The organism is Campylobacter sp. CFSAN093229, assembly GCF_011068225.1.
Classification (GTDB): domain Bacteria; phylum Campylobacterota; class Campylobacteria; order Campylobacterales; family Campylobacteraceae; genus Campylobacter_D; species Campylobacter_D jejuni.
In genome coordinates this window covers 1-21,200 of the sequence record NZ_JAAMXB010000004.1, presented here as the reverse complement: position 1 = coordinate 21,200, position 21,200 = coordinate 1, and the positions used below count along the sequence as shown (strand labels likewise).

The window sequence follows — 21,200 nt, the reverse complement described above, 5'->3', positions numbered from 1 at the left end:
TCATTATAACGATTATTTAATTAAAATTAGCTAGAATGATATAAAAAATATAATTTTTTTAAGGAAAATAAATGAAAAAAACATTCTTGATATTTTTTATTTTTATAGGACAACTTTTTGCCCTTGATCTTAATTTTAATACCTTTTCAAGCAATTTTACCCAAATAGTGAAATCCAAAAACTCTACACTTTCTTATTCTGGGCATTTTATACTGAGTAAAGATCAAGCATATTGGAGTTATGATACTCCTAGTAAAAAAGAGATTTATATCAACAAAAATCAAGTAACCATAGTAGAGCACGATCTAGAACAAGTCATTTTCTCTCATCTTGATAGTATTCCAAATCTTAATGAAATTTTCAAAAAAGCAAGCCTTATAGACAAAGATAAACTTGTAGCAAAATATGATAATATAAATTATACAATTAAACTCAATCAAGAGCAAATTCAAAGCATATCCTATAAAGATGAATTTGAAAATGATGTTATAATCAATCTAAACAATCAAATTAAAAATCCAAAAATCAACTCCGATATTTTCAAGGTAAAAATTCCGCAAAATTATGATATAATTCGCTAATTTTGCGTTGAATTTTCATCAAGCTTTATATCATAGCCTGTTTGTGGCAAATGATAAGGCTTGCTTGCATTATTTTCTTTGAATATTTGTGGAGGATTGGCGATTAAATCTCTTTTAATTTTTTCTTCTATATCTGGAGTCATTTTAGGTGTATTTAAATTATCTATATTGATTTCTCCATTGTCATTTTTATTTTCTTCATCTAAATCTTTGAAAAGCTGTTCAACTTGCTTGGCTTCTAAATTTGGAACACTAGGAGTTGGGATCTTTTCAACACCAGGAACTTGAGTTTTAGGAACTTCTAAGTTTTCAAGTGCTTTTTTTACCTCGCTGCCCATACCTTTCTCTTTAGCCTCAGTGCTTTCTAAAAAGCGTTTAAACTCCTCTAAATCAAATTTTTCCACTCCGCTTAAAGATATGATATATATATCATCTAATTTAATCTTATACTTCTTATCTAAAAATTTTTCTAAAGTTTTTTTAAAATTATTTTTTCCAATTTCTGTAAAAATATCTTCATAAAAAAACCCTGAAATTACTGTATTTACAGCATCAATTAACTTATTTTCATTTTCTTTTAAATTATTCCCATCAAATTCCAAAGAAATTTCAACTTTTTTAAGAACATTTGCTCCACTTTTAGAATACAAATCTGTTCTTATTTTATCTATTTCAAGATTTTGAGCATTTAAACTCAAAGCCAAAAAAACACTTAAAAATATTTTTTTCATTTAATGCCTTTAAATGATTTGTTCTTGTATTTCAAGATCTAAAAAATTATGTTTTTTATAAAATTCGATCACATTAGAATCTATTTTTAAAATATTAGCAAAATAAAATCCAAAATTTATCTTTTTTGTAGAATAAATTTTTAAAGTATTTGGGTTTGTAGCGCGAGAAAGAGCGACATAAAGCTGTCCATTTTCAAAAATATGATCAATATCACACACTAATTTTTCAATACTCATACCTTGTGATTTGTGTATAGTGATAGCATAAGCTAATTTAATAGGAAACTGTGTAACACTTGCAAGAATATTAACAACAAAATCTTTACCTGATTGTTCAAGTTCTTCCATGAAAAAAGTATAAGGTTCAAGTAAAATTTTCATCCCATTATTTTTAATAATACTAATATAAATTTTCTCCTCTTCATAAAGAATATCTTCTATAATGCCTTGCTCACCATTATAATAATTCTTATCCCAATTATTTACACAAAAAATAATACGAGCACCTATTTTAATATTTAATTCTTCCAATATATTTAAGCTTCCAACCCAAGAATCAAGTTCTTCATCTTTTATTCTCTTATCTTCTTTTTTAACCTGAGCCTTAAAGCATACAAGTGGGGTCTCAAGTTTGCTTAATTTTTCTTGATTGATATTGTTTACTTTTTTATTGATACCACAAAGTAAAGTATAATCATCTTCTAAATTTTCTAATTCTTTATAATCAATTCGCAAAGATTCAAAAAAGCTTAAAATTTTTTCATCTAAAAAACCTTGTCTAATCAAAGATAAATAGTTATAAAATTCCATATTTTGTGTTCTTTTAGGTTGAGAAAGTTTAATATTCTTAAAATTTAAATCTTGCCAAAAAAATGAAGAAAAAGCATAATAAGAATGATTAAATAAAGTTTCTTTTTTTTCTTTAATTACGGGAGGCAGTTGAAAAAAATCTCCTACAACTAAAATTTTTCCATTAAATTGAGAATTTTTAAGTCTAAAGCCTATCATTTCAAAAACATTTGCACTAACCATGGAAATTTCATCGATAATAATAAGCTCAATCGTTTTTAAAAGCTCTTTAAGTTTTGTTAATTTTTCTTTTTGTTTTTGATTGCGATCCAATGCGCTTAATTTCATCATATCATCACAATACCCTAAACAAAAAAAGCTGTGTAAAGTAACACCACCTATATTAAACGCCGATAGAGCACTAGAACCAAGAGCTATGGCTAATTTTTTTTGTTTTCTATAAGATTTGATAAGCTCATTTGTCAAAAAGCTTTTACCAACTCCAGCACCACCACTTAAAAAAACATTATCATAAGCTAAAATTTTTTCTAGTTTATCAAGCATTATATTTCCTTGGCTTTAATTATAACTATTTTTTCTAAAAGGTTGATTATGAAATCTTGTTTATATTTTACTTTTATAGTGCTATTTTTAACAGCTTGTTCAACAAAAAATTTAACTTCACTCCATCATGAAAATTTAGAACAAAAAAATGAAAATCAACATTATGCAAAACTTGAATACGAACAAAATGTAAGCATTTTGCCACAATTTGCTTACGATATTAATTTTGATGCAAAACGATATAAAAAATATTTCTTTAACCCTTGGCATGATTCGTTTAAAAATTACAAAGGACAAAATATTTTTTGGTCCTTTCCTTTATATTTAAATTCAAAAAATACTTATTATTTTTTCAATAAACAAATTATTCCACTTTCATGGTTTAAAAACGCTATAAATAACGCAAATATCCAAGAATTCGGTAAACTTAATCAAAAAGCTTTAATTATCCAAAATACAATCATTAAAAATCTTCCAACCCAAAGAGCTATCTTAAAAAATCCTTTTTTTGAAAATGAAGGAATTCCTTTTGACTATGCAAGCGATGGCATTTTAAATGCTGGAACCCCTGTCTTAATTTCACATTTTAGTAAAGATAAACGTTATGCTTTTGTTTTAGGTGAAGCTGGATTTGGATTTGTTGAAAGTAAAAATTTGGAATTTTTCTCAAACGATAGAGCGAAAATCTATGAAAATCTCAACTTTATCACACCACTAAAAGAAAAATTTCCTATCTATAGTGAGGATGGTAAATTTTTCTTTGAAAGTAGAATTGGCGCTATTTATCCTTACTACAAAGAAGATAAAAACTATTTTTATGGAAAAATAGGTTCTAAAAAATATAAAATTTCTAAAAAAGATGTATCTAAATTTCCTTTACAATTCAATGATAAAAATTTAAAAAATCAACTTTCACAAGTTTTAAATTTGCCTTATGGCTGGGGCGGTTATAATTTTGAAAGAGATTGTTCTTTACTAACTCGTGATATCTTTTCAGCTTTTGGACTTTATCTACCAAGAAATTCAGCTGCACAAAAAAATTCTTTTAATCATTTTGATATAAGCACTCTTAGTAATTCTCAAAAAAAAGATTTTTTAAACCGCTTTGGGAAAGCTTATCTTAGTTTACTTTATTTACCTGGACATATTATGCTTTATGCAGGACAAATTACAGATAATAATATTGCCATACATAATATATGGGGCTTAAGAAAAGATGCAACCCAAAGACTTCTCATAAGTTCTAGCGTCATCACTTCTTTAGAGATAGGAAAAAATGAAATTTTAGAAGATAATTTGCTTTTATCAAGACTTAAAGAAATAAGTTTTATAAATTTAAACGAACAAGAAAAAGAGCAAATAAAAAGCTATCTTGAAAATATACAAAACAAATAAGATTTATTGATTTAATCAATAAATCTTTTAGTTAAATCTGCAAAATATTCTATGCGTCTATCTCGCAAAAAAGGCCACCAGCGACGCACATTTTCACTTCTTTTTTTATCTATTCCTATGATTTTTAAACATTCGTTTTGAGAATCTAAAAGACAAAGTTCTTCACCTTGAGGGCCAAAAACAAAAGAATTTCCCCAAAATCTAATGCCCTCTTCTACCCCGCTTACATCTTTTTCAAAACCTACCCTATTGATAGCTACTACATATAAACCATTAGCTATAGCATGTCCTTTTTGTACGCCAAGCCAAGCATTGAGCTGTCTTTGTTTTTCTTCATCTTTATCTTTATCAAACCAACCAATTGCCGTGGGATAAATAAGAATCTCAGCTCCTTTTAAAGCCATAATTCTTGCTGCTTCAGGATACCACTGATCCCAACAAATAAGCACTCCAAGCTTGCCTAAACTTGTATTTATAGGTTCAAAACCCAAATCTCCAGGAGTAAAATAAAATTTTTCATAAAAACAAGGATCATCGGGTATGTGCATTTTGCGATATTTGCCTGCTATAGAACCATCTTTTTCAAAAACCACTGCAGTATTATGATAAAGTCCAGCACTTCGTTTTTCGAATAGTGAAGTAATAAGCACTATTTGATTTTTTCTAGCTATATTTGCCCAAAATTTCACATCTTTTTCATAATCATTAGCATAGTCAAAAAAATCCACATTTTCACTTTGACAAAAATACTCACTTTGATGAAGTTCTCCTAAACAAACAAGCTCAGCTCCTTGTTTAGAGGCTTCTTCTATAAATTCGCAAGTTTTTTTTATAGTTTGTTCTTTATTTGAATGAAATTTTTGTTGTATTAAAGCGATTTTCATTGTCTTTGCCTTTCTTGTTCTGCATCATCATAAGGATCTAAATGAATTTGTATATCCCATTTTTCATTTTCAAACATCTTACGCACACCTTCTTCTATTTCATCTGAAATTTTATGCGCATTTAAAAGCGAAATTATAGGGCAAAAAACCAAATGCACGCTTAAATAATTACAACTTGGAGTTTTACGCGTCTTTAATTCATGATAGGAAATTATTTCAGGATTATTAGAAATCAAAGTACAAATTTTATCCACTTGTTCCTTAGGTAAAGCCTCATCCATTAAAAAAGCCAAAGCTTTTTTAATGATTTTAAAAGCAGAAAACGCCGTATAAAGACTGATCACTATCCCAAAAATAGCATCAATAATATGTAAATTTGTAAAATAAATCAAAACCAAAGCCCCTAAAGTACAAGCATTGGTTAAGCAATCTGTTTTGTAATGCAAAGCATCACTTTCTATAATCAAACTTTTGGTTTTTTTAGCTACATAATTTAAAAAAAGTACAAGAAAAAAAGTCATAATTAAAGCAAAAATCATCACATAGATGCTTGAATTTAAATCTTTAATTTCTTCTTTATAATAAATTTTTAAAATACTCTCATAAAAAATAAAAATCCCCACGCCAACTATAAAAACACCTTCTAACAAACCCATTAAAGCTTCAATTTTAGAAAAACCAAAATTATAATTTTCATTCGCCTTTTGTGAGCTTTTTTTAAGAGCTAAAAAATTAAAAGCAGAAATAGCAAAATCCATTAAAGAATCAATCGCACTTGAAAGCACCGCAACAGAACCACTTGTTAAGCCTACTATAAATTTAACCAAGGCTAAAACAATAGCACATAAACTTGCTACAAGAGTTGCTTTTTTTTGCAAACTCATCTTAAACCTTTGAAACGATTTTGACAAGAACAATGCAAAGAACCGTTTTGTCGTAAAAACACTCTTGCATCTACTCCTATAATTTTATGACTAGGTAAAGCTTTAGAAAGTCTTTTAGCTATGATTTCATCATTTTTATCCTTATAAAAAGGCACAATTAAAGCATTATTTATAAAAACAAAATTCGCATAAGTCGCTCCTAATCTTCTTCCTTCATAGTATAAAGGCTTAGGTATAGGAAGTTCTAATAAATCAAAGCCTGTTTTTTTAAGCTCTTCTTTCATTTTTTGCAAAGGCAAATAATGCTCATCCTCTTCATCTTCACAAATACAATGCGCTATGGTATTTTTATCTATAAATCTTGCCAAGGTATCGATATGATGATCTGTATCATCACCTTTTATGAAACCATTTTCTAGCCAAATAATTTGCTTTAAACCAAAAATTTCTTTTAATTTTGTATCAATTTGAGTTTTGTTTAGATGAGAATTTCTATTTTCATTTAAAAGACAATGAGAGCTTGTAAGCATCACATCCTCTCCATTAAAATCAATACTTCCTCCTTCTAAAATAAAATCAACCTTTTTAAGCTCCTCTTTAAATTTTTCTTTAAAAAGCTTAGAATTTACAGCATTATCAAGCTCACTTTGAAATTTATTTCCCCAAGCGTTAAAAGTAAAATCAAGAGCCTTTAAACGACCATTTTCCACTATATCTATAGCTCCAAAATCGCGTATCCAAGTATCATTGGTATCACATTTAAAATACTCTACATTTTTTATATCTTTAAAATTTTCAAAATCACTCTGTTTAGGAGCTATAAGTAAAACTTTTTGAAATTCACTCACTGCTTTTACAAATTCTTTATAACTTTGCAAAATTTCCTCTAAATAGGGATTCCAATCGCTTTTTTCATGGGGTAAAGAAAGCATGAGGTATTCTTGCTCACTCCATTCAGGAATTGATTTTATCATTTAACTACCTTTTTTGATAATAAAATTATAATTGTATCATTTTTTAGACTTTTGTCAAATTTAAGAAGATTACCTCGATATTTCGAGGCTTTAGGGTATTATTTAAAAAAGATTTTCATTTCATCATTACTTAAAACAAGTTTTCCATTTTCATTTGAAATTTTAAAAGTTCCTTTGAAATTTGAAAGGAAAGAATTTTCAAAATCCATTACATCCATTGGGTGACAAAGCATTTGAGTTGAAGCTACGCGATCACCTTCGATTTGTAAAGTATCCGCCTTAGTTTGGTAAGAACCAAAAAAACGATTGCATCCTGAATAACCATAAAATTTATTATTTTCAAAACTGATATTTGGACTTTCCTCTGCGTTTTTTGGATCAAAAGTTTTACCATTAACTATAATTTTTTCTATTTTGAAAAGCTGATTTTGCACAAGTTCATTATTACCTTTAGAGGTAGATGAAGTAACAGAAGTACTAGCACAACCTGCAAAAAAAGCTGCAGCTAAAGCAATTTGAAGCGTTTTTTTCATTTTATTCCTTTAAATTTGAAATTGGTTAAGTTCGCTTTCGAGATTATGACACACTATTTTTAACTCATCTGCAACTTGAAGCAGAATTTTAGAAATTTCTTCATTCTTTTCACTTACTTCAACATTTTCTTGCATACGAGAAAGTAAATTTTGTATATTCTCTTGGGAAATTTTTATTTTTTCAGTACATTGAGTTACCAAAGCCCTAGCATCTTCGTTACATAATTTAACCTCATTAGCATCATCAACCAATAAAGTGGTGTCATCATTTAAAGCTTGTACACTTTGAGCATTTTTCTTTAATTCTGCGCTAACCTCATTAATACTTTGCAAAAGCTCTTTTGTAATTTGAGCTACATTTCCCAAAAATTCTTCACTGTTCTGAGCCAACTGCCTAACATCCTCAGCAATTACAGAAAAACCTCGTCCAAATGCACCAGCTCTAGCTGCTTCTATACCAGCATTTAGGGATAGTAAATTGGTTTTATCTGCGATCTCATCCATCATTTGGGTTGCTTTTTGTATATTACCTGCTTGATTGACCATGTTTTCAACTTTTTTAGCCAATTCATTTTCATTTTGGGATACTGTTGATACTTTATTAGCAACATTAAACAAAGATTTAAGCATTTGTTCTAATAATAAAAAGGATTTTTCATTGGCGCTATTTGCCTTATTTGACAAACTAGCAAGTTCTCCAAGTTCATTGCCAACATTTGCACCAAGTTTAAAACTTTGATCTATTTGCTTATGACTTTGTGAACTGATATCACTTAAAGAAATAGCATTTGAATTTAAAAGATTGCTTTGTTTTTCTACATTTTTTGAATTATGACTTGCACCGCTAACTGCCTTATGAGTTTTTTCGATAAATTGATTGATATATCCACAAGCTAAAGCAATTTCATCTTGACCTTTAACTGAAATACGAGCTTTTAAATTGCCACTTCCTTGAGCTAATTCTTTAGCATGATTTAAAAGCTCTAAAACAGGCTTTCCAACAACAACTTTAAGCATTAAAAGAACCACACAAAGGGTAAAAATCAAAGCAATAGTAAATATTATAATATAAGATTGACTGGTTTTACTTATATCTTTTTGAACACCTTCTAAAGAATGCGATATATCCATAACCCCTATCACACTCCCTACATTAGCATTTGCATGACAAGCAACACAACTTTCATCTGCAATCAAAGGGCGTATCAATCTTAAATGCACAACACCATTTACATTTTCTTCTAAAGCTTGAATTTTAGGATTTGAAAATTGTTCTATAATACGCTTATCATTTGAAATTTGAGGGGCTTTCATCTCAAAAAGATCTATAGTATCTTTTGAAGGATAAATTTTAATATCACTAATACCCTCTATACTTTTTGCATCTTCAATGGCTTCTTTAATTTTTTCAGGATCTCCTAAATTCATAGCCATTCTCATTGTTTGAAAAACAGAAGTACTTACGGTATCTAAATTTGCCCTGCTCATTTTATTGGCAGTATTTTTAAAGTCCAAATTTAAAATCACTTGCATTACAATAAAACTTATAAGCAACACCACAAAAATTGCAGCAGAAACCTTAAATCCTATAGTTTTAAACATCATAGTTTCCTAAAAATAAAATTTTTCGGAAATATTTTACACATAATTTATTTAATTTTTATTGAATTATGTGTAAAAAACATAACATTCCATTAAACTTAATGTAAAAAATGTCTTACTCCTGTAAAATAAAGCGCCATACCATACTCATCAGCCGCCTTTACCACTTCATCATCTCTTATGCTTCCGCCTGGTTCTACTATAGCTTTAACCCCTACTTTACTCGCTTCATCTATGCTATCTCTAAAAGGAAAAAAGGCTTCACTTGCTAAAACGCAACCTTGCAAATCAAGTCCCATTTCTTTAGCTTTAGCAATCGCTGCCTTTGCTGCATCGATTCTACTTGTCATACCCATACCTATAGCCACCATAGCGCCATTTTTTACATAAACAACATTGTTTGATTTAGTAAATGCTGCTATTTTCATAGCGATTTCGAGATCTTTTAATTCTTCCTTACTTGCCTCTCTTTGACTCATAAGCTTTGCATTTTTAAGCTCATCTTCGCCCACTTCATCGCTGTTTTGATATACAAAACCCCCATCAATATGTTTAAAATCATATTTATCAAAACCGCGGATTAAAAACGGGCTTTCTTGAGTGAAAATTTTAATGCGTTTTTTACCTTCAAACACGGCTAAAGCTTTTTCATCTACATTGGCTGCGATGATTACTTCTACATAAATTTCATTGATTTTATTTGCTAAAGCCTCATCAAGAGTCCCATTGATTGCAACCACTCCTCCATAAGCACTAACACTATCGCATTTTAAAGCATGTATATAGCTTTGTACTAAATTTTCTTTTATAGCAAAACCGCAAGGATTTCCATGTTTTACTATAGCAATAGCTGGAGCTTTATCAAAGCTACTAGCTAAGTTTAAAGCTGCATTAATATCGGTTAGATTATTAAAACTTGCTTCGCCTTTAAGAGCTTTAAAATTTGCACTAAAAAAGGCATCAAACTCATATAAAGCCCCTTTTTGATGTGGATTTTCTCCATATTTTGTATCAAATACTTTTTGTCCTACTATAAATTTACTCGCTCCAAAACCTCCGTTAAAGCGTTCATTCATATAATTTGCAATATAAGCATCATAATTTGCCGTATGCTCATAAGCTTTTATCATCAAATTTAAACGAAAATTCTCATCATTTTGACCTTTTTTTAAAGTCTCAATCACTTTTTCATAATCAAGTGGATCGCAAAGTACCATCACATCTTTATAGTTCTTTGCTGCACTTCTTATCATCGCAGGTCCGCCTATGTCGATATTTTCTATAATTTCATCAAAATCATCGCTCATGATGGTAGTTTTTTTAAAAGGATATAAATTTACACAAACTAGATCAATACCTAAAATTTCATTTTCTTTTGCTTGTTTGATATGATTTTCATCGCTTCTTTTATGCAAAATCCCACCGTGAATCTTAGGGTGCAAAGTCTTCACACGCCCTTCAAAAAGCTCAGGACTCTTTGTAAAATCACTCACTTCTATAACTTTTATTCCATTTTCTTTTAAAAGCTTAAAAGTCCCCCCAGTTGAAAGAATCTCAAAACCTAAATTTTCAAGCTCTTTGCCAAATTCTACTATGCCTTCTTTATCACTCACACTAAGCAATGCTCTCATTTTTACCTTTCTAAATGTTTTTTAACTTTTTCATAAGCTTCGTTGATTTTTTGAAATTTCTCTACGCCGATTTTAAGCTCTTCTTCATTGACATTGTTTGCGTTTAAAATATCAGGATGGTATTTTTTTGCTAAATTGCGGTATTGTTTTTTTACCGCATTTAAATCCGCATTATTTGGAAGTTCTAAAATAGCAAAAGCTTCATCAAGACTTAATTCTTTTTTAGTACTTTTTAAATTTGAAAGACTTGCTATAAAAGCGTCTAGTTCGCTTTTTGCTATATCAAAGGCTTTAGCGATTTGCTCTAAAATTTCACGCTTTTTAGCATTAAAATCTGCATCGATTAAAGCCATAAAAACAAGCACACGCAAGACATTAAAACGCTCATTTTTAGGTAAAGGCACTTCTTTTAAAAAATCTTTTGCCACATAAAAAGCATCGCTTAAATTTTCTTTATGTTCGTTAAAACTTGCTTTTAAAAAAGCTCTTTCTTTTTCATCTTTAGCATTTGCATCTAAAAGATCTTTGATCATTTCAGCTTCATTTTCACTTACTCTGCCATCGCTTTTTGCAATTTTTGCCAAAAGTGCGATAATATAGTAATTCATACGCCTTTTAAACTCATCCATTCTTTCTTCCATAACCCCACGAGCAAAACCCTTAGCAAAGCCTTTGGCTCCTTTTGTAGCTGAGTTTAAAAAATCCTGTTTTCCCCAAGTTTTATAATACCAGTAAAACACCAAAACAACGAGTATAATTAAAACTAAAGTCATTGGATTTGCTCTTTAAAACTTTCAAAATAAAGCTTATCAAGTTCAGCCTTGCTTAACTCAATGCTATCAAGTTTAAAATGTTTTTGGCTTGTACTCACACCTAATTTATAAGCTTTTACTCCAAATTCTTTAGCTAAATTTAAAAAAGCTTCTTCATTTTCTTTGCTAAGTCCTACTATAGCACGACTTGCACTCTCATCAAAAATCATTTTTTCATCATCAAAATCACTTGTTAAATTTGCACCTACACTAGAAATAGCAAACATTTTTGCCAAAGTCATAGCAATACCCCCTATTCCTACGCTATTGGCACACTCAAGTAAAGAATTTTGATTGGCTTTATAAAGTAAATCCCAAAGTGCAAGTTCAGCTTTATAATCAAGCTCTTTAAGACTTCCTGATACTTTTTTATCTTGGATTTTCATTACCATAGATCCGCCAAATTCTCCTAAACTTTCACCTAAAAGATAAACGCTTAAATTTTCTTTTTCAAAACTAGCTTTTAAGGTTTTATTTGCATCTTCTAAAACCCCTACGCTTACTATAGTAGGACTTGGATAAATACTTACGCCTTCAGTTTCATTATAAAGTGAAACATTGCCGCTTACTACTGGGGTATTTAACTCTTTACAAGCTTCTTTAATACCTTCGCAACCTTGTGCAAATTGCCACATCACTTCAGGATTTTGCGGATTTCCATAATTTAAACAATCACTTATTGCCAAAGGCTTAGCTCCTGTGCAAGCAACTTTTCTTCCTGCAGAAGCTACTGCTAAAGCTGCTCCTATTTTAGGATTTACATAATTTAAGCGTGAATTACATTCTATAGCCATAGCCACACTTGCACCATTTTCTTTGATACGAATAGCACTAGCACCTAATTTTCCATCAGCTTTTATGGTATTGGTTTGCACGCTTGAATCAAATTGATCATAAATAAAAGCTTTATTATTAATATTTTCATTTTGAAGCATTTGTATAAAAAGCTCTTGAACGCTTGATTTTAACTCAAATTTATAGTCTTTAATTTCACTTAAATACCTTGGCTCACTTATAGGACGGCTTAAAATCGGCGCTTTTTCACTTAAAGGCTCGATAGGAATAAGTCCTACAAGCTCATCATGCCAAAAAAGCTCCATTTTTCCTGTATTGGTAACTTCACCCATAACCACAGCATCTAAATCCCATTTTTTGAAAATTTCTATAACCTTATCTTCATAGCCTTTTTTCGCACAAATAAGCATTCTTTCTTGGGACTCGCTAAGCATTAACTCATAAGGGGTCATACCGCTTTCACGCATAGGAGTTTTATCTAAGTAAAGTTTCATGCCACTGCCACTTCTTCCTGCCATTTCAAAAGAACTTGAAGTAAGCCCTGCAGCACCCATATCTTGAATACCCACAATATAATCGGTTTTAAAAAGCTCTAAACAAGCCTCCATAAGAAGTTTTTCACTGAAGGGATCGCCAATTTGCACTGTAGGACGCAAAGATTTGCTTTCTTCATTGAAGCTATCACTTGCCATAACCGCTCCACCAAGTCCATCACGCCCTGTTTTTGAACCCACATAAATCACAGGATTTCCTACACCTTCAGCCTTAGCATAAAAGATATCTTCACTTTTACAAATCCCTAAAGCAAAGGCATTAACTAAGATATTTCCATTAAAACACTCATCAAAAGCACATTCTCCACCTATAGTTGGCACACCCATGCAATTTCCATAATGAGAAATTCCATTTACCACACCTTTAACAAGGTATTTTTGATGTTTGCCGCATTTTTCATCATGAATATCGCCAAATTTTAAAGAATTTAGCCCCGCAACCACTCTTGCACCCATAGTAAAAACATCACGCAAAATTCCCCCTACTCCTGTAGCCGCACCTGCAAAAGGTTCGATAAAGCTAGGATGATTGTGACTTTCTACTTTAAAAACTGCTGCCATACCTTGCCCGATATCAATAACCCCTGCGTTTTCACCTGGGCCTTGAATCACCCAAGGTGCTTTAGTTGGAAAACCATTAAGATATTTTTTGCTGGATTTATAAGAGCAATGCTCACTCCACATCGCAGAAATAACCCCAAGTTCTAACAGATTTGGTTCTCGTCCTAAAATTTCTAAAATTTGTGCATATTCTTCATCGCTGATTTTATGTGCTTTTATGGTTTCTTTATCCATTTTTATCCTTTCATTTTCCTAAACAAAAATTACCAAACATTTCGTCTAAAATTTCATCTCTTTGAAAATCTTTGGTAAATCTTGCAAGTTCATTAATAGCTAAATTAAGTTCAAAAGCAAAAAGTTCTAAAGAACTTTCCTCTAAAAGCCCTTTAGCTCTAAAAATCGCTTCACTTGAAATTTTACAAGCATTAATAAGATCTAAAGAACTTACCATAATACCTTCGCTATCAAAAGAATTAAGATAATTTTGCAATTCTTCTTTTAACAAAGTGATGTCTTTTTGAGCACTAAGCTTGATAAAATTTTTATTTTGAGTATTTTTGAAAACATTTTCTAAATCACTTTTATTTAAAATCCAAAAGATTTTTTTATCAGTATTTGCCAATAAGTCAAAAATTTTCTCATCTTCTTTATCTTGCACTCTTGAAGCATCAAAGACTGCCAAAATAATATCTGCATCTTCTAAACTTTTTTTACTTAAAGCTATGCCGATTTGTTCTATAGCATCTTTACTTTCCCTAATACCCGCTGTATCTATAATGCGTAATAAATGCGTTCCTAATTTAAAGCTCTCTTCTATAGTATCACGAGTGGTGCCTGCTATATCTGAAACAATAGCTCTTTCATAAGAAAGCAAGGCATTTAAAAGCGAAGATTTGCCTACATTTGGCTTACCTACAATAGCGATTTTAAAACCTTCTATGAGTCCTTTTTTGCTTTGAGAAAGTGTATAAATTTCTTTTAAAATTTTAGAATTTTCTTCACACATAGTAGAAATTTGTTCTAATAAATCAGAAGGTAAATCATCATCAGCATAATCAATGCTAGTTTCTACAAAAGCCAAGGTTTTAACCAAATCTGTGCGAATTTTTTCTAAAAGTTCTCCTAAGTTTCCTTGCATGTTGCGTGCTATAATTTTAACTGCAAGTGCAGATTTTGAAAGTATGAGATCTTGTATATTTAAAGCTTTTAAAGGAGTCATTTTGCCATTTAAACACGCTCTTTTGCTAAATTCCCCTGCTAAAGCAAGTCTTGCTCCTAAACTCACAAGTTCTTCGAGTAAAACTTCACTCACACTAAATCCTCCATGAGTTTGAAACTCTACTATATCTTCCCCTGTAAAACTATAAGGGGCTTTAAAATATATCATTATAGCTTCATCGATAATTTCATTATTTTGATTAAAAAGTTTTGTAAAAGTAGCATGGCGGGGGGTGAGTTTGGTTTTGTGGCTAAGCTTTAAGGCAAATTCTAAAGCCCTTTCACCGCTTAATCTTACAATAGAAATCGAACCCACACCATGAGCTGTGGCAATAGCCGCTATAGTATCACTCATCTTTTTTGAAAAAGTCGTTTATTACAACAAATCTTTGATCATTATTTTGCTTAATTCCTACATACTTATCTGGAAATTCAGCTCTTAACTGCTCTAAAGCGATTTTTATCAAAACCCCATCTAAAGGTTTGGTTTGTCCGCGTCCATGAATTTTAATTTTTTCAATCACGCTTTGTAAATAAAGCTGCATACCTTGAATTTGATTTTCTAAAAATTGAGCGATCTCAAGGCGTACTAAAAGATTATATTTTAAATTGATCCAATTATGCAAAAGATAAGAAATAGCCTTGTAACGATGTGCTTCTTTGCCTATCATCAAAGCAGCATCTTCCCCATCCAATCGAATCAAAACACAATCTTCATTATACATTTTAAGTTCACTAAGCTCTATTTTAAACTGAGAGCTTTCTAAAAGTTTTACAAGCTGAATACGAATCTCATCTAAAATATCCTGAGTATTACGCACTCCTTTGCTTTCTCGATGAAAACTATCAAAAATTTCATCACTTTTTACTGTGTATTTTTCTTTTTGACTTTTATTTTTTTCATTTTTTATTTCAATCTTGTTTTCTTGTTTTGGCTCATGTGTTTCTGGTTTGTGATTTTTTGAACTTGTAAATTCTTTTTTAGGATTTTTTTTCAAAATCCTTTTTTTTGCTTTAGCCTCTATAATTGCCTTTTTTCTTCCAAATCCAAAAAAACCTTTTCTTGGATGCTGAATAATCTCATATTCTAAGTCCATAACAGAACATTCTAAACTTCTTGAAGCTTCTGTTAAGGCACTTTGAAGATCAATGGCTTCGATTTTCATTTTTCATGCTCCACTTGTTTTTTGTGATGTTCTTTAGCAAATATTTTATTGATAACCCATTGTTGAACCAAAGAACAAAGGTTATTTACAAACCAATAAAGCGTAAGTCCTGCTGGGAAAGTGATAAAGAAAAAAGTAAAAATCACTGGTAAAAATTTCATAATCTTGGCTTGCATAGGATCTTGTATAGTCATAGGTGTAATAAGCTGTTGTAAAAACATCGTTGCACCCATTAAAATAGGCAAAATAAAATAAGGATCCATTACCGATAAATCATGTATCCAAAACGCCCAAGGAGCTGCTTTTAGCTCAATAGCATTAAGCAAAACGCGATAAATAGCAAAGAAAATAGGAATTTGTAAAAGTATAGGCAAACAACCACTCATAGGATTTGCACCATGTTTTTTATAAAGCTCCATCATGTGCATATTCATTTTTTGTGGATCGCCTTTGTAACGCTCTCTAATATCTTTCATTTTAGGAGCAAGATCTTTAAGTTTATTCATAGAAATCATAGACTTATAAGTTAGTGGGAATAAAATAATACGCACAATTAAAGTCATCACAACGATAGCCCAACCCCAATTTCCTATATACTGATGCAAGAAATTCAAAAACTCAAACATAGGCTTAGCAATAAAAGTAAACCAACCATATTCAACAACTGCTTCAAGGCGTGGATCTATACTTCTTAAAATCACATGTTCTTTAGAACCTATATAACCCCCTGCTTTAAATTCATTATCACTATAAGCAAAAACTATAGGGTTTTTATTAGCATCCTTGCTGATTGCCACATTTAAAGGTTTATCAAAATTATAAAAGAAAGTTGCATAGTATCTATCAAAAGCCGAAGTCATTACGACATTATTAGCACTTTCATCCTTTTCTACATCTCCATCTTTATAAGTTTCGATGGTTTCTTTATTATCCATTACCAAAGCACCATGAACTGTATAACTATCTACGGCAATATTTGGACGATATCCTGGACTTATAAAATAATTTGCATTCTTGCTGAGTTTAACTTCTATCTCATAATTTCCTTTTGGATAAAAAGTAATATCTTTTTCGATTTTCAATCCAGAAAGATTTTGAGTGAGTTTTAAAACTTGACTTCCATTTTCATCAACAAAAAGATTGCTAGAGTTAGCAACATAAGGAATTTTAAAAGCCTCTGAGTTAATACTTGGATCACTAAAACGCATTTCTAAAGGATAAGGACTATTTTCCTTGCTAACAAGATTTATAAATTCTCCTTTCTCATTTTGGTATTTTTTATCTTTCAAATAAAAAGCAGAAATTCTACCAAAAGAGTCAATTTGTGCTTCAAAATGCTTGCTTTGAACCTTAGATATCACACTATCTTGCGAAACTAAAGCTGCACTTGGAGTATTTGTGGTGGTATTTTGTATATTAGGAGTGTTATTTATGCTTGTGTTTTGTTGATTTTGTTGTGTAATGTTTTGTTCTATTTTTAAAGGTTGCTTTGGAATGAAAAAATAATCATAAACAACAAAAAATAAAAAAGAAATCACAACAGCTAAAAGTATACGCTTTTGCTGAAAAATATTATTTGAATTATTCACTGATTTGTCCTTTTAAAGATGATTTTTATAAGATAAAAACTTTTATTTTTATAAGGTATATATAAAAAACAAAGTTGTTTTTTTGCTAAAAATATAGGCTTAAAACATAAATTCATAGGATAAAAATTTTTAGAAACTCTAGGATAATCAAAACCCCCTTTAAAAAAAGGGTTACATCTTAAAATTCTAAAAAAAGTAGAAAAAAAAGCTAGAAAAAAATTCTTTTTTTGAAACTGCCAAAGCGCATACTCAGAACAACTAGGATAATACCTACAAGCAGCGGGTTTTAAAGGGCTTAAAAATTTCTGATAAAAACGGAGTATTTTTAGGCATATCATTTGAAACATTCTAGTTTTTTCAATCCCCATTTTAGATTTTTTTCTAACCTAGAAAAAGAAAGTTCAGTGATTTCATTTTTAGCTACAAAAATATATTTGCCATCTTGAAGATATCTTTCAAACTTAGCAAACAAAGCCCTTAAAATTCGTTTTGAACGATTTCTAATCACTGCTTTTCCAACTTTTTTACTAGCAACAACTGCTATTTTTTTTTCATAACTATTCAGATAAAAAATGATCACACCCTCGCAATGCCATTTTTTACCTACTTTATATACAGATGAAAATTCCTCGTTTGTGCTAAATTTATCAAAATTTTTCACACAGCAAGTCTTTTTCTACCTTTAGCGCGTCTTGCATTGATCACCTTGCGACCATTTTTAGTTTTCATACGAACACGAAAACCATGAGTACGTTTTCTTGGAGTGCCATGTGGCTGATAAGTTCTTTTCATTTGATTTTTCCTTAAAAAATTATAAAATAAACTTGTATTTTATCTTAATCTTACTTATAAATTGCTTTTGATTAAGAGTAATTTTTAAATTCTTTTGATAAATTTTGAAATTATTTTTAAAAGGTTAAAAATGTCAGAATTTAAAATTATTGATTTAAGACAAGAAGATTTAGATATTTTACAAGAAATGATCATAGAATTTGCAAAATACGAAGATATGTTAGATTTTCTTCAATGCGCGAAAGAAAAACTGGAACATTCTTTACTAAAAAATAAATTTGCTCGTGCTTTTTTGTTAAAAGAAAATGAAAAAACTATAGGCTATATGATTTATTTTTATACTTTTTCGTCTTTTTGGGGCAGCGGTGGAATTTACCTTGAAGATATTTATATACGAGAAAATTTTCGTAAAAAAGGTTATGGAAAAGCTGTGTTTAAATTTTTAGGAGAAATTTGCAAAAAAGAAAATTTAAAAAGACTCGACTGGGTTTGCTTAAATGATAATATTTTAGGTATTAATTTTTATGAAAGTTTAAACGCTAAACATCTTAAACAATGGAGAAATTATCGTCTAAGTGGAGAAAATTTAGAAAAATTGTGTGATTTATGATAAGAAGTCTTTATTATTTAAAAGCTATGGGGTTTAACTTTGTTGATACACATATAAACCACTTTGAACAAGTACAAAATTTTCAAGAATTAAAACAACTTGTTTCATCTTGCACCTTATGCCAATTTTCCAAAACAAGAAAATTTAGTCTTATGGAACCTAAGATAAAAAATGCCAAACTACTAATTCTTGATGTTTTTGGGCAAAAGAGTGAAAATGAAAGTGGAATTTTACTTAATTCAAAAAAAGGTGAAAAATTAAAACACTATATTTATCAAATTTTAGGGCTTTGCGATGAAGATTTTTATTTTTCTTATTTATTTAAATGTTTTTGTAATGGAAAATTTGATGATTTTTCGCTACAATCTTGCTTACCATTTTTCTGGAACGAACTAAAACTGATTCAACCTGCTTTTTTGCTTTGTCTAGGAGAATACACATTTAAAAGCTTGGGATTTAAAGATTATCACATTTTAAAAGGTGAAGTTTTTGCTTATAAAAATTTTTTCATAATGCCAAGTTATGATTTAGATTTTATAGAAAAAAATCCAAGTTATGAAAAAAATTTCATACAAGATTTAAAAAAAATTAAAGGATTTTTATGAAAAAAATATTTCTAATATTTTTCTTATCTTGCTTTTTGCTTAATGCAAAAGAGCAAAAATTAGTCGATGTAAAACCTGTTGAAAATTTTTATCCTAAATTAAGCGTTCAAGAATGCAACACAAATTGTCTTTTTGATCTTTTAGAATCAAGATTGTATCTCAGTTTTTTAAGTGAATTTGCAGATCAAAACGATCAATTTCTATCTAATGTTTATGCAAAATTATTAAATTCCATTACTGATTTTGAAAAAAATGTTCAAAAAATTACTTCTGTTAAACTTGCGATAATTATCCCAGAAAAAACTATAAAAAGTTACTCAAATACTATAATAAATTCAAGCATAGCTTATCTTTTAAGACAAAGAGCTGAAATCAAAGTAAAAGTTTTTTTAACCGGCACAGAAGATAGTGATAAAATCCGAGCCGCACTTGATGCAGCACAAGCTCAAGGATATCAGTATGCCATAGCTGGATTTACTCTAAAAGGTGCTAATGAGTTGAAAAATTACTCAGGAAATATGAAAATTTTCATACCAACTATCCATAAAAACAACATACAAATTTCAAATCAAAATATTATTTTTGGAAGTATTGACTATGATGCTCAAATTGCCACACTTTTAAGCAAATCAAATGCTAATATCGCAATATTTAGCGATGGCTCTGCCTTATCAAGCAATCTAAATTCAAGAATTCTTGCTCAAAATAATAATGCTAGAATATATACTATAGAAGGCGAGAAGCTTGATTTTAGCAGGCTTTTAAGATCACAAGGTGGAGTTAATAATGCCTCAATATTTTTTAACACTCCATTGATCAAAACAGCTCTAGCAAGTTCTCAACTAAGAATTTATAACATTCATCCTTATGTGCTTTTATCCACTCAAATCAACTATAATCCAACATTTTTAAGTTTAACACAACAAGGAGATAGAGAAAATTTCATCATTGCTAATTCCATCAATAACCACGATGATAACTTAGTCTATCTTAATGAAATTTTTAATCAAAGTATAGATTATAACTGGATTGCTTATGCTACTAGTATAGGAGTTGATTACTTTTATACCGAATTCTTAAATAAAAAAAGCGAAAGTTTATTTGATGAGAAAATCAAAAATTCTCAAGTTGATTACAAAGTGCGTCTTATGCAAGGCAAACAAGCAAGCTTTGAAGAATTAAAATAATTCTTCAAAGAGCTTTTTTAACTGCGTATCCATTCTAGCTGGTTTTTCGTTTTTAATAAAAGCTAAAGTTAATTCCATTTTAAAAAGCAAAATTTCATCTTTATAAATTTCTTGTAAAATTTCCACAGAAACATTTTTAACTTCTAAAATTTTTGTTTTAATCTCTATCATATCTCCAAGTTTTGCAGGTTTTAAGAAATTGCAATTTGCTTTTGCAAGCAAAAAATGTCCCTTAGACGCATCAAAAATATCTACTTTTTTATTGAAAAAAATTTCACTTCTTGCTCTCTCGCAAAATTTTAAATAATTACTATGATACACCACTCCACCCGCATCAGTATCTTCATAATACACACGCATTTTCATCGCTTTACCTTAAAAAATATTTTACATTTAAAAAACATTGGATTATACAACGGAAATTCTTTGATATCGCTTTTTAGTTTATATTAAAAAATTCCGTCCAATCTTAATTTAATAAAGCTTTTTAATAATATTAAATATATATTATAAAAATAAAATTAAAAAATAACTTTTTTATTATTAATATTATTTAAATATTTTATTTATAATTAATATATATTTAAGAATATTATAATTATAATTACGCTTACTTTTAATAATATTTACAGATATTGTTAAATAGTTAAAATATAATAATCAATATTCAAGGACATCTATGCCAGCTATTAAGCTTTTTAACTTCATGGGGGGGGGTATAGAGAAATTTTGTTTTAAACTTT

Annotated in this window: 22 protein-coding genes; 5 read left to right on the top strand and 17 right to left on the bottom strand. The window is 29.7% G+C overall.

Going from position 1 to position 21,200, the window contains the following annotated elements:
- The first annotated feature begins 71 nt into the window (after positions 1–71).
- Complete coding sequence (gene lolA / locus FBE93_RS01400) at positions 72–581, top strand: LolA-like outer membrane lipoprotein chaperone (protein ID WP_002934405.1); 510 nt, start codon at positions 72–74, stop codon at positions 579–581.
- Here lolA and FBE93_RS01395 read toward each other — a convergent pair.
- Together FBE93_RS01395 and pif1 are read right to left on the bottom strand one after the other, a co-directional pair.
- The gene (locus FBE93_RS01395) at positions 578–1,312 is read right to left on the bottom strand and encodes a hypothetical protein (RefSeq protein ID WP_002934406.1); all 735 of its coding nucleotides are present in this window, start codon (positions 1,310–1,312) and stop codon (positions 578–580) included. The genes lolA and FBE93_RS01395 overlap by 4 nt on opposite strands.
- A 9-nt stretch (positions 1,313–1,321) precedes the next feature.
- Positions 1,322–2,665: an ATP-dependent DNA helicase Pif1 gene (pif1, locus tag FBE93_RS01390; RefSeq protein ID WP_002934407.1), complete on the bottom strand. Its 1,344-nt coding sequence runs from the start codon at positions 2,663–2,665 to the stop codon at positions 1,322–1,324.
- A gap of 48 nt (positions 2,666–2,713) precedes the next feature.
- On the opposite strand from pif1, the gene FBE93_RS01385 reads away from it, so the two are divergent.
- On the top strand, positions 2,714–4,060 hold the full coding sequence (locus FBE93_RS01385; RefSeq protein ID WP_002934408.1) for an SH3 domain-containing C40 family peptidase: 1,347 nt from the start codon (positions 2,714–2,716) through the stop codon (positions 4,058–4,060).
- An 11-nt stretch (positions 4,061–4,071) separates the two neighbouring features.
- On the opposite strand, the gene FBE93_RS01380 is transcribed toward FBE93_RS01385, so the two are convergent.
- The 14 genes from FBE93_RS01380 to rpmH form a co-directional block, all read right to left on the bottom strand.
- A complete protein-coding gene (locus FBE93_RS01380; RefSeq protein WP_165434096.1) occupies positions 4,072–4,944 on the bottom strand; it encodes an N-carbamoylputrescine amidohydrolase in 873 nt (290 codons plus the stop codon).
- Positions 4,941–5,828: a cation diffusion facilitator family transporter gene (locus FBE93_RS01375; protein WP_002853697.1), complete on the bottom strand. Its 888-nt coding sequence runs from the start codon at positions 5,826–5,828 to the stop codon at positions 4,941–4,943. Before FBE93_RS01375 ends, FBE93_RS01380 begins: the two co-directional genes overlap by 4 nt.
- A complete protein-coding gene (locus tag FBE93_RS01370; RefSeq protein ID WP_002934410.1) occupies positions 5,825–6,802 on the bottom strand; it encodes an agmatine deiminase family protein in 978 nt (325 codons plus the stop codon). Before FBE93_RS01370 ends, FBE93_RS01375 begins: the two co-directional genes overlap by 4 nt.
- A gap of 98 nt (positions 6,803–6,900) precedes the next feature.
- Positions 6,901–7,335, bottom strand: a complete 435-nt coding sequence (locus FBE93_RS01365) for an META domain-containing protein (protein ID WP_002866888.1) — start codon at positions 7,333–7,335, stop codon at positions 6,901–6,903.
- Positions 7,336–7,344: 9 nt separating this feature from the next.
- Complete coding sequence (locus tag FBE93_RS01360; RefSeq protein WP_165434095.1) at positions 7,345–8,937, bottom strand: methyl-accepting chemotaxis protein; 1,593 nt, start codon at positions 8,935–8,937, stop codon at positions 7,345–7,347.
- A 98-nt stretch (positions 8,938–9,035) separates the two neighbouring features.
- Positions 9,036–10,568 carry a bifunctional phosphoribosylaminoimidazolecarboxamide formyltransferase/IMP cyclohydrolase gene (gene purH / locus FBE93_RS01355; RefSeq protein ID WP_002934415.1) on the bottom strand — a complete coding sequence of 511 codons (1,533 nt, stop codon included), beginning with the start codon at positions 10,566–10,568 and terminating at the stop codon, positions 9,036–9,038.
- A 2-nt stretch (positions 10,569–10,570) separates the two neighbouring features.
- Positions 10,571–11,341 (bottom strand): DnaJ family molecular chaperone, encoded by a 771-nt coding sequence (locus tag FBE93_RS01350; protein ID WP_002934420.1) that lies wholly within the window; start codon positions 11,339–11,341, stop codon positions 10,571–10,573.
- A complete protein-coding gene (gene purL, locus FBE93_RS01345) occupies positions 11,338–13,524 on the bottom strand; it encodes a phosphoribosylformylglycinamidine synthase subunit PurL (protein WP_002934422.1) in 2,187 nt (728 codons plus the stop codon). Before purL ends, FBE93_RS01350 begins: the two co-directional genes overlap by 4 nt.
- A gap of 10 nt (positions 13,525–13,534) precedes the next feature.
- Positions 13,535–14,863, bottom strand: coding sequence for a tRNA uridine-5-carboxymethylaminomethyl(34) synthesis GTPase MnmE (gene mnmE / locus FBE93_RS01340; RefSeq protein ID WP_165434094.1), 1,329 nt, complete (start codon positions 14,861–14,863; stop codon positions 13,535–13,537).
- Positions 14,856–15,674: a Jag N-terminal domain-containing protein gene (locus FBE93_RS01335; protein ID WP_002934424.1), complete on the bottom strand. Its 819-nt coding sequence runs from the start codon at positions 15,672–15,674 to the stop codon at positions 14,856–14,858. The genes mnmE and FBE93_RS01335 overlap by 8 nt, the downstream gene beginning before the upstream one ends.
- Entirely contained in the window at positions 15,671–17,263 is a 1,593-nt protein-coding gene (gene yidC, locus FBE93_RS01330; protein WP_002892955.1) for a membrane protein insertase YidC, read from the bottom strand. The genes FBE93_RS01335 and yidC overlap by 4 nt, the downstream gene beginning before the upstream one ends.
- Complete coding sequence (yidD, locus tag FBE93_RS01325) at positions 17,260–17,601, bottom strand: membrane protein insertion efficiency factor YidD (protein ID WP_002865962.1); 342 nt, start codon at positions 17,599–17,601, stop codon at positions 17,260–17,262. The genes yidC and yidD overlap by 4 nt, the downstream gene beginning before the upstream one ends.
- Positions 17,598–17,924 (bottom strand): ribonuclease P protein component, encoded by a 327-nt coding sequence (gene rnpA, locus FBE93_RS01320; protein WP_002934425.1) that lies wholly within the window; start codon positions 17,922–17,924, stop codon positions 17,598–17,600. The genes yidD and rnpA overlap by 4 nt, the downstream gene beginning before the upstream one ends.
- Complete coding sequence (gene rpmH, locus FBE93_RS01315) at positions 17,921–18,055, bottom strand: 50S ribosomal protein L34 (RefSeq protein ID WP_002776864.1); 135 nt, start codon at positions 18,053–18,055, stop codon at positions 17,921–17,923. The genes rnpA and rpmH overlap by 4 nt, the downstream gene beginning before the upstream one ends.
- A 130-nt stretch (positions 18,056–18,185) precedes the next feature.
- Here rpmH and FBE93_RS01310 point away from each other — a divergent pair, with 130 nt between their 5' ends.
- From FBE93_RS01310 to FBE93_RS01305, 3 genes are read left to right on the top strand one after another with little or no spacing between them, the layout of a single operon-like run.
- Complete coding sequence (locus FBE93_RS01310) at positions 18,186–18,665, top strand: GNAT family N-acetyltransferase (protein WP_002934426.1); 480 nt, start codon at positions 18,186–18,188, stop codon at positions 18,663–18,665.
- Entirely contained in the window at positions 18,662–19,270 is a 609-nt protein-coding gene (locus FBE93_RS08280; RefSeq protein WP_002922565.1) for a uracil-DNA glycosylase family protein, read from the top strand. Before FBE93_RS01310 ends, FBE93_RS08280 begins: the two co-directional genes overlap by 4 nt.
- The gene (locus FBE93_RS01305; RefSeq protein WP_002865964.1) at positions 19,267–20,457 is read left to right on the top strand and encodes a hypothetical protein; all 1,191 of its coding nucleotides are present in this window, start codon (positions 19,267–19,269) and stop codon (positions 20,455–20,457) included. Before FBE93_RS08280 ends, FBE93_RS01305 begins: the two co-directional genes overlap by 4 nt.
- Here the strand turns inward: FBE93_RS01305 and FBE93_RS01300 are convergent.
- Complete coding sequence (locus tag FBE93_RS01300) at positions 20,449–20,823, bottom strand: thioesterase family protein (RefSeq protein ID WP_002934427.1); 375 nt, start codon at positions 20,821–20,823, stop codon at positions 20,449–20,451. The genes FBE93_RS01305 and FBE93_RS01300 overlap by 9 nt on opposite strands.
- Between the last annotated feature and the right edge of the window lie 377 nt (positions 20,824–21,200).

Coding starts and splice junctions, on each gene's coding strand:
- pif1 (WP_002934407.1), bottom strand. CDS start 2,665: ATGCTTGATAAACTAGAAAAAATTTTAGCTTATGATAATGTTTTTTTA.
- FBE93_RS01375 (WP_002853697.1), bottom strand. CDS start 5,828: ATGAGTTTGCAAAAAAAAGCAACTCTTGTAGCAAGTTTATGTGCTATT.
- FBE93_RS01300 (WP_002934427.1), bottom strand. CDS start 20,823: ATGAAAATGCGTGTGTATTATGAAGATACTGATGCGGGTGGAGTGGTG.
- FBE93_RS01360 (WP_165434095.1), bottom strand. CDS start 8,937: ATGTTTAAAACTATAGGATTTAAGGTTTCTGCTGCAATTTTTGTGGTG.
- FBE93_RS01335 (WP_002934424.1), bottom strand. CDS start 15,674: ATGAAAATCGAAGCCATTGATCTTCAAAGTGCCTTAACAGAAGCTTCA.
- FBE93_RS01395 (WP_002934406.1), bottom strand. CDS start 1,312: ATGAAAAAAATATTTTTAAGTGTTTTTTTGGCTTTGAGTTTAAATGCT.
- FBE93_RS01365 (WP_002866888.1), bottom strand. CDS start 7,335: ATGAAAAAAACGCTTCAAATTGCTTTAGCTGCAGCTTTTTTTGCAGGT.
- purL (WP_002934422.1), bottom strand. CDS start 13,524: ATGGATAAAGAAACCATAAAAGCACATAAAATCAGCGATGAAGAATAT.
- rpmH (WP_002776864.1), bottom strand. CDS start 18,055: ATGAAAAGAACTTATCAGCCACATGGCACTCCAAGAAAACGTACTCAT.
- FBE93_RS01310 (WP_002934426.1), top strand. CDS start 18,186: ATGTCAGAATTTAAAATTATTGATTTAAGACAAGAAGATTTAGATATT.
- FBE93_RS01350 (WP_002934420.1), bottom strand. CDS start 11,341: ATGACTTTAGTTTTAATTATACTCGTTGTTTTGGTGTTTTACTGGTAT.
- FBE93_RS01380 (WP_165434096.1), bottom strand. CDS start 4,944: ATGAAAATCGCTTTAATACAACAAAAATTTCATTCAAATAAAGAACAA.
- FBE93_RS01385 (WP_002934408.1), top strand. CDS start 2,714: ATGAAATCTTGTTTATATTTTACTTTTATAGTGCTATTTTTAACAGCT.
- purH (WP_002934415.1), bottom strand. CDS start 10,568: ATGAGAGCATTGCTTAGTGTGAGTGATAAAGAAGGCATAGTAGAATTT.
- lolA (WP_002934405.1), top strand. CDS start 72: ATGAAAAAAACATTCTTGATATTTTTTATTTTTATAGGACAACTTTTT.
- FBE93_RS01370 (WP_002934410.1), bottom strand. CDS start 6,802: ATGATAAAATCAATTCCTGAATGGAGTGAGCAAGAATACCTCATGCTT.
- yidD (WP_002865962.1), bottom strand. CDS start 17,601: ATGATATGCCTAAAAATACTCCGTTTTTATCAGAAATTTTTAAGCCCT.
- FBE93_RS08280 (WP_002922565.1), top strand. CDS start 18,662: ATGATAAGAAGTCTTTATTATTTAAAAGCTATGGGGTTTAACTTTGTT.
- mnmE (WP_165434094.1), bottom strand. CDS start 14,863: ATGAGTGATACTATAGCGGCTATTGCCACAGCTCATGGTGTGGGTTCG.
- FBE93_RS01305 (WP_002865964.1), top strand. CDS start 19,267: ATGAAAAAAATATTTCTAATATTTTTCTTATCTTGCTTTTTGCTTAAT.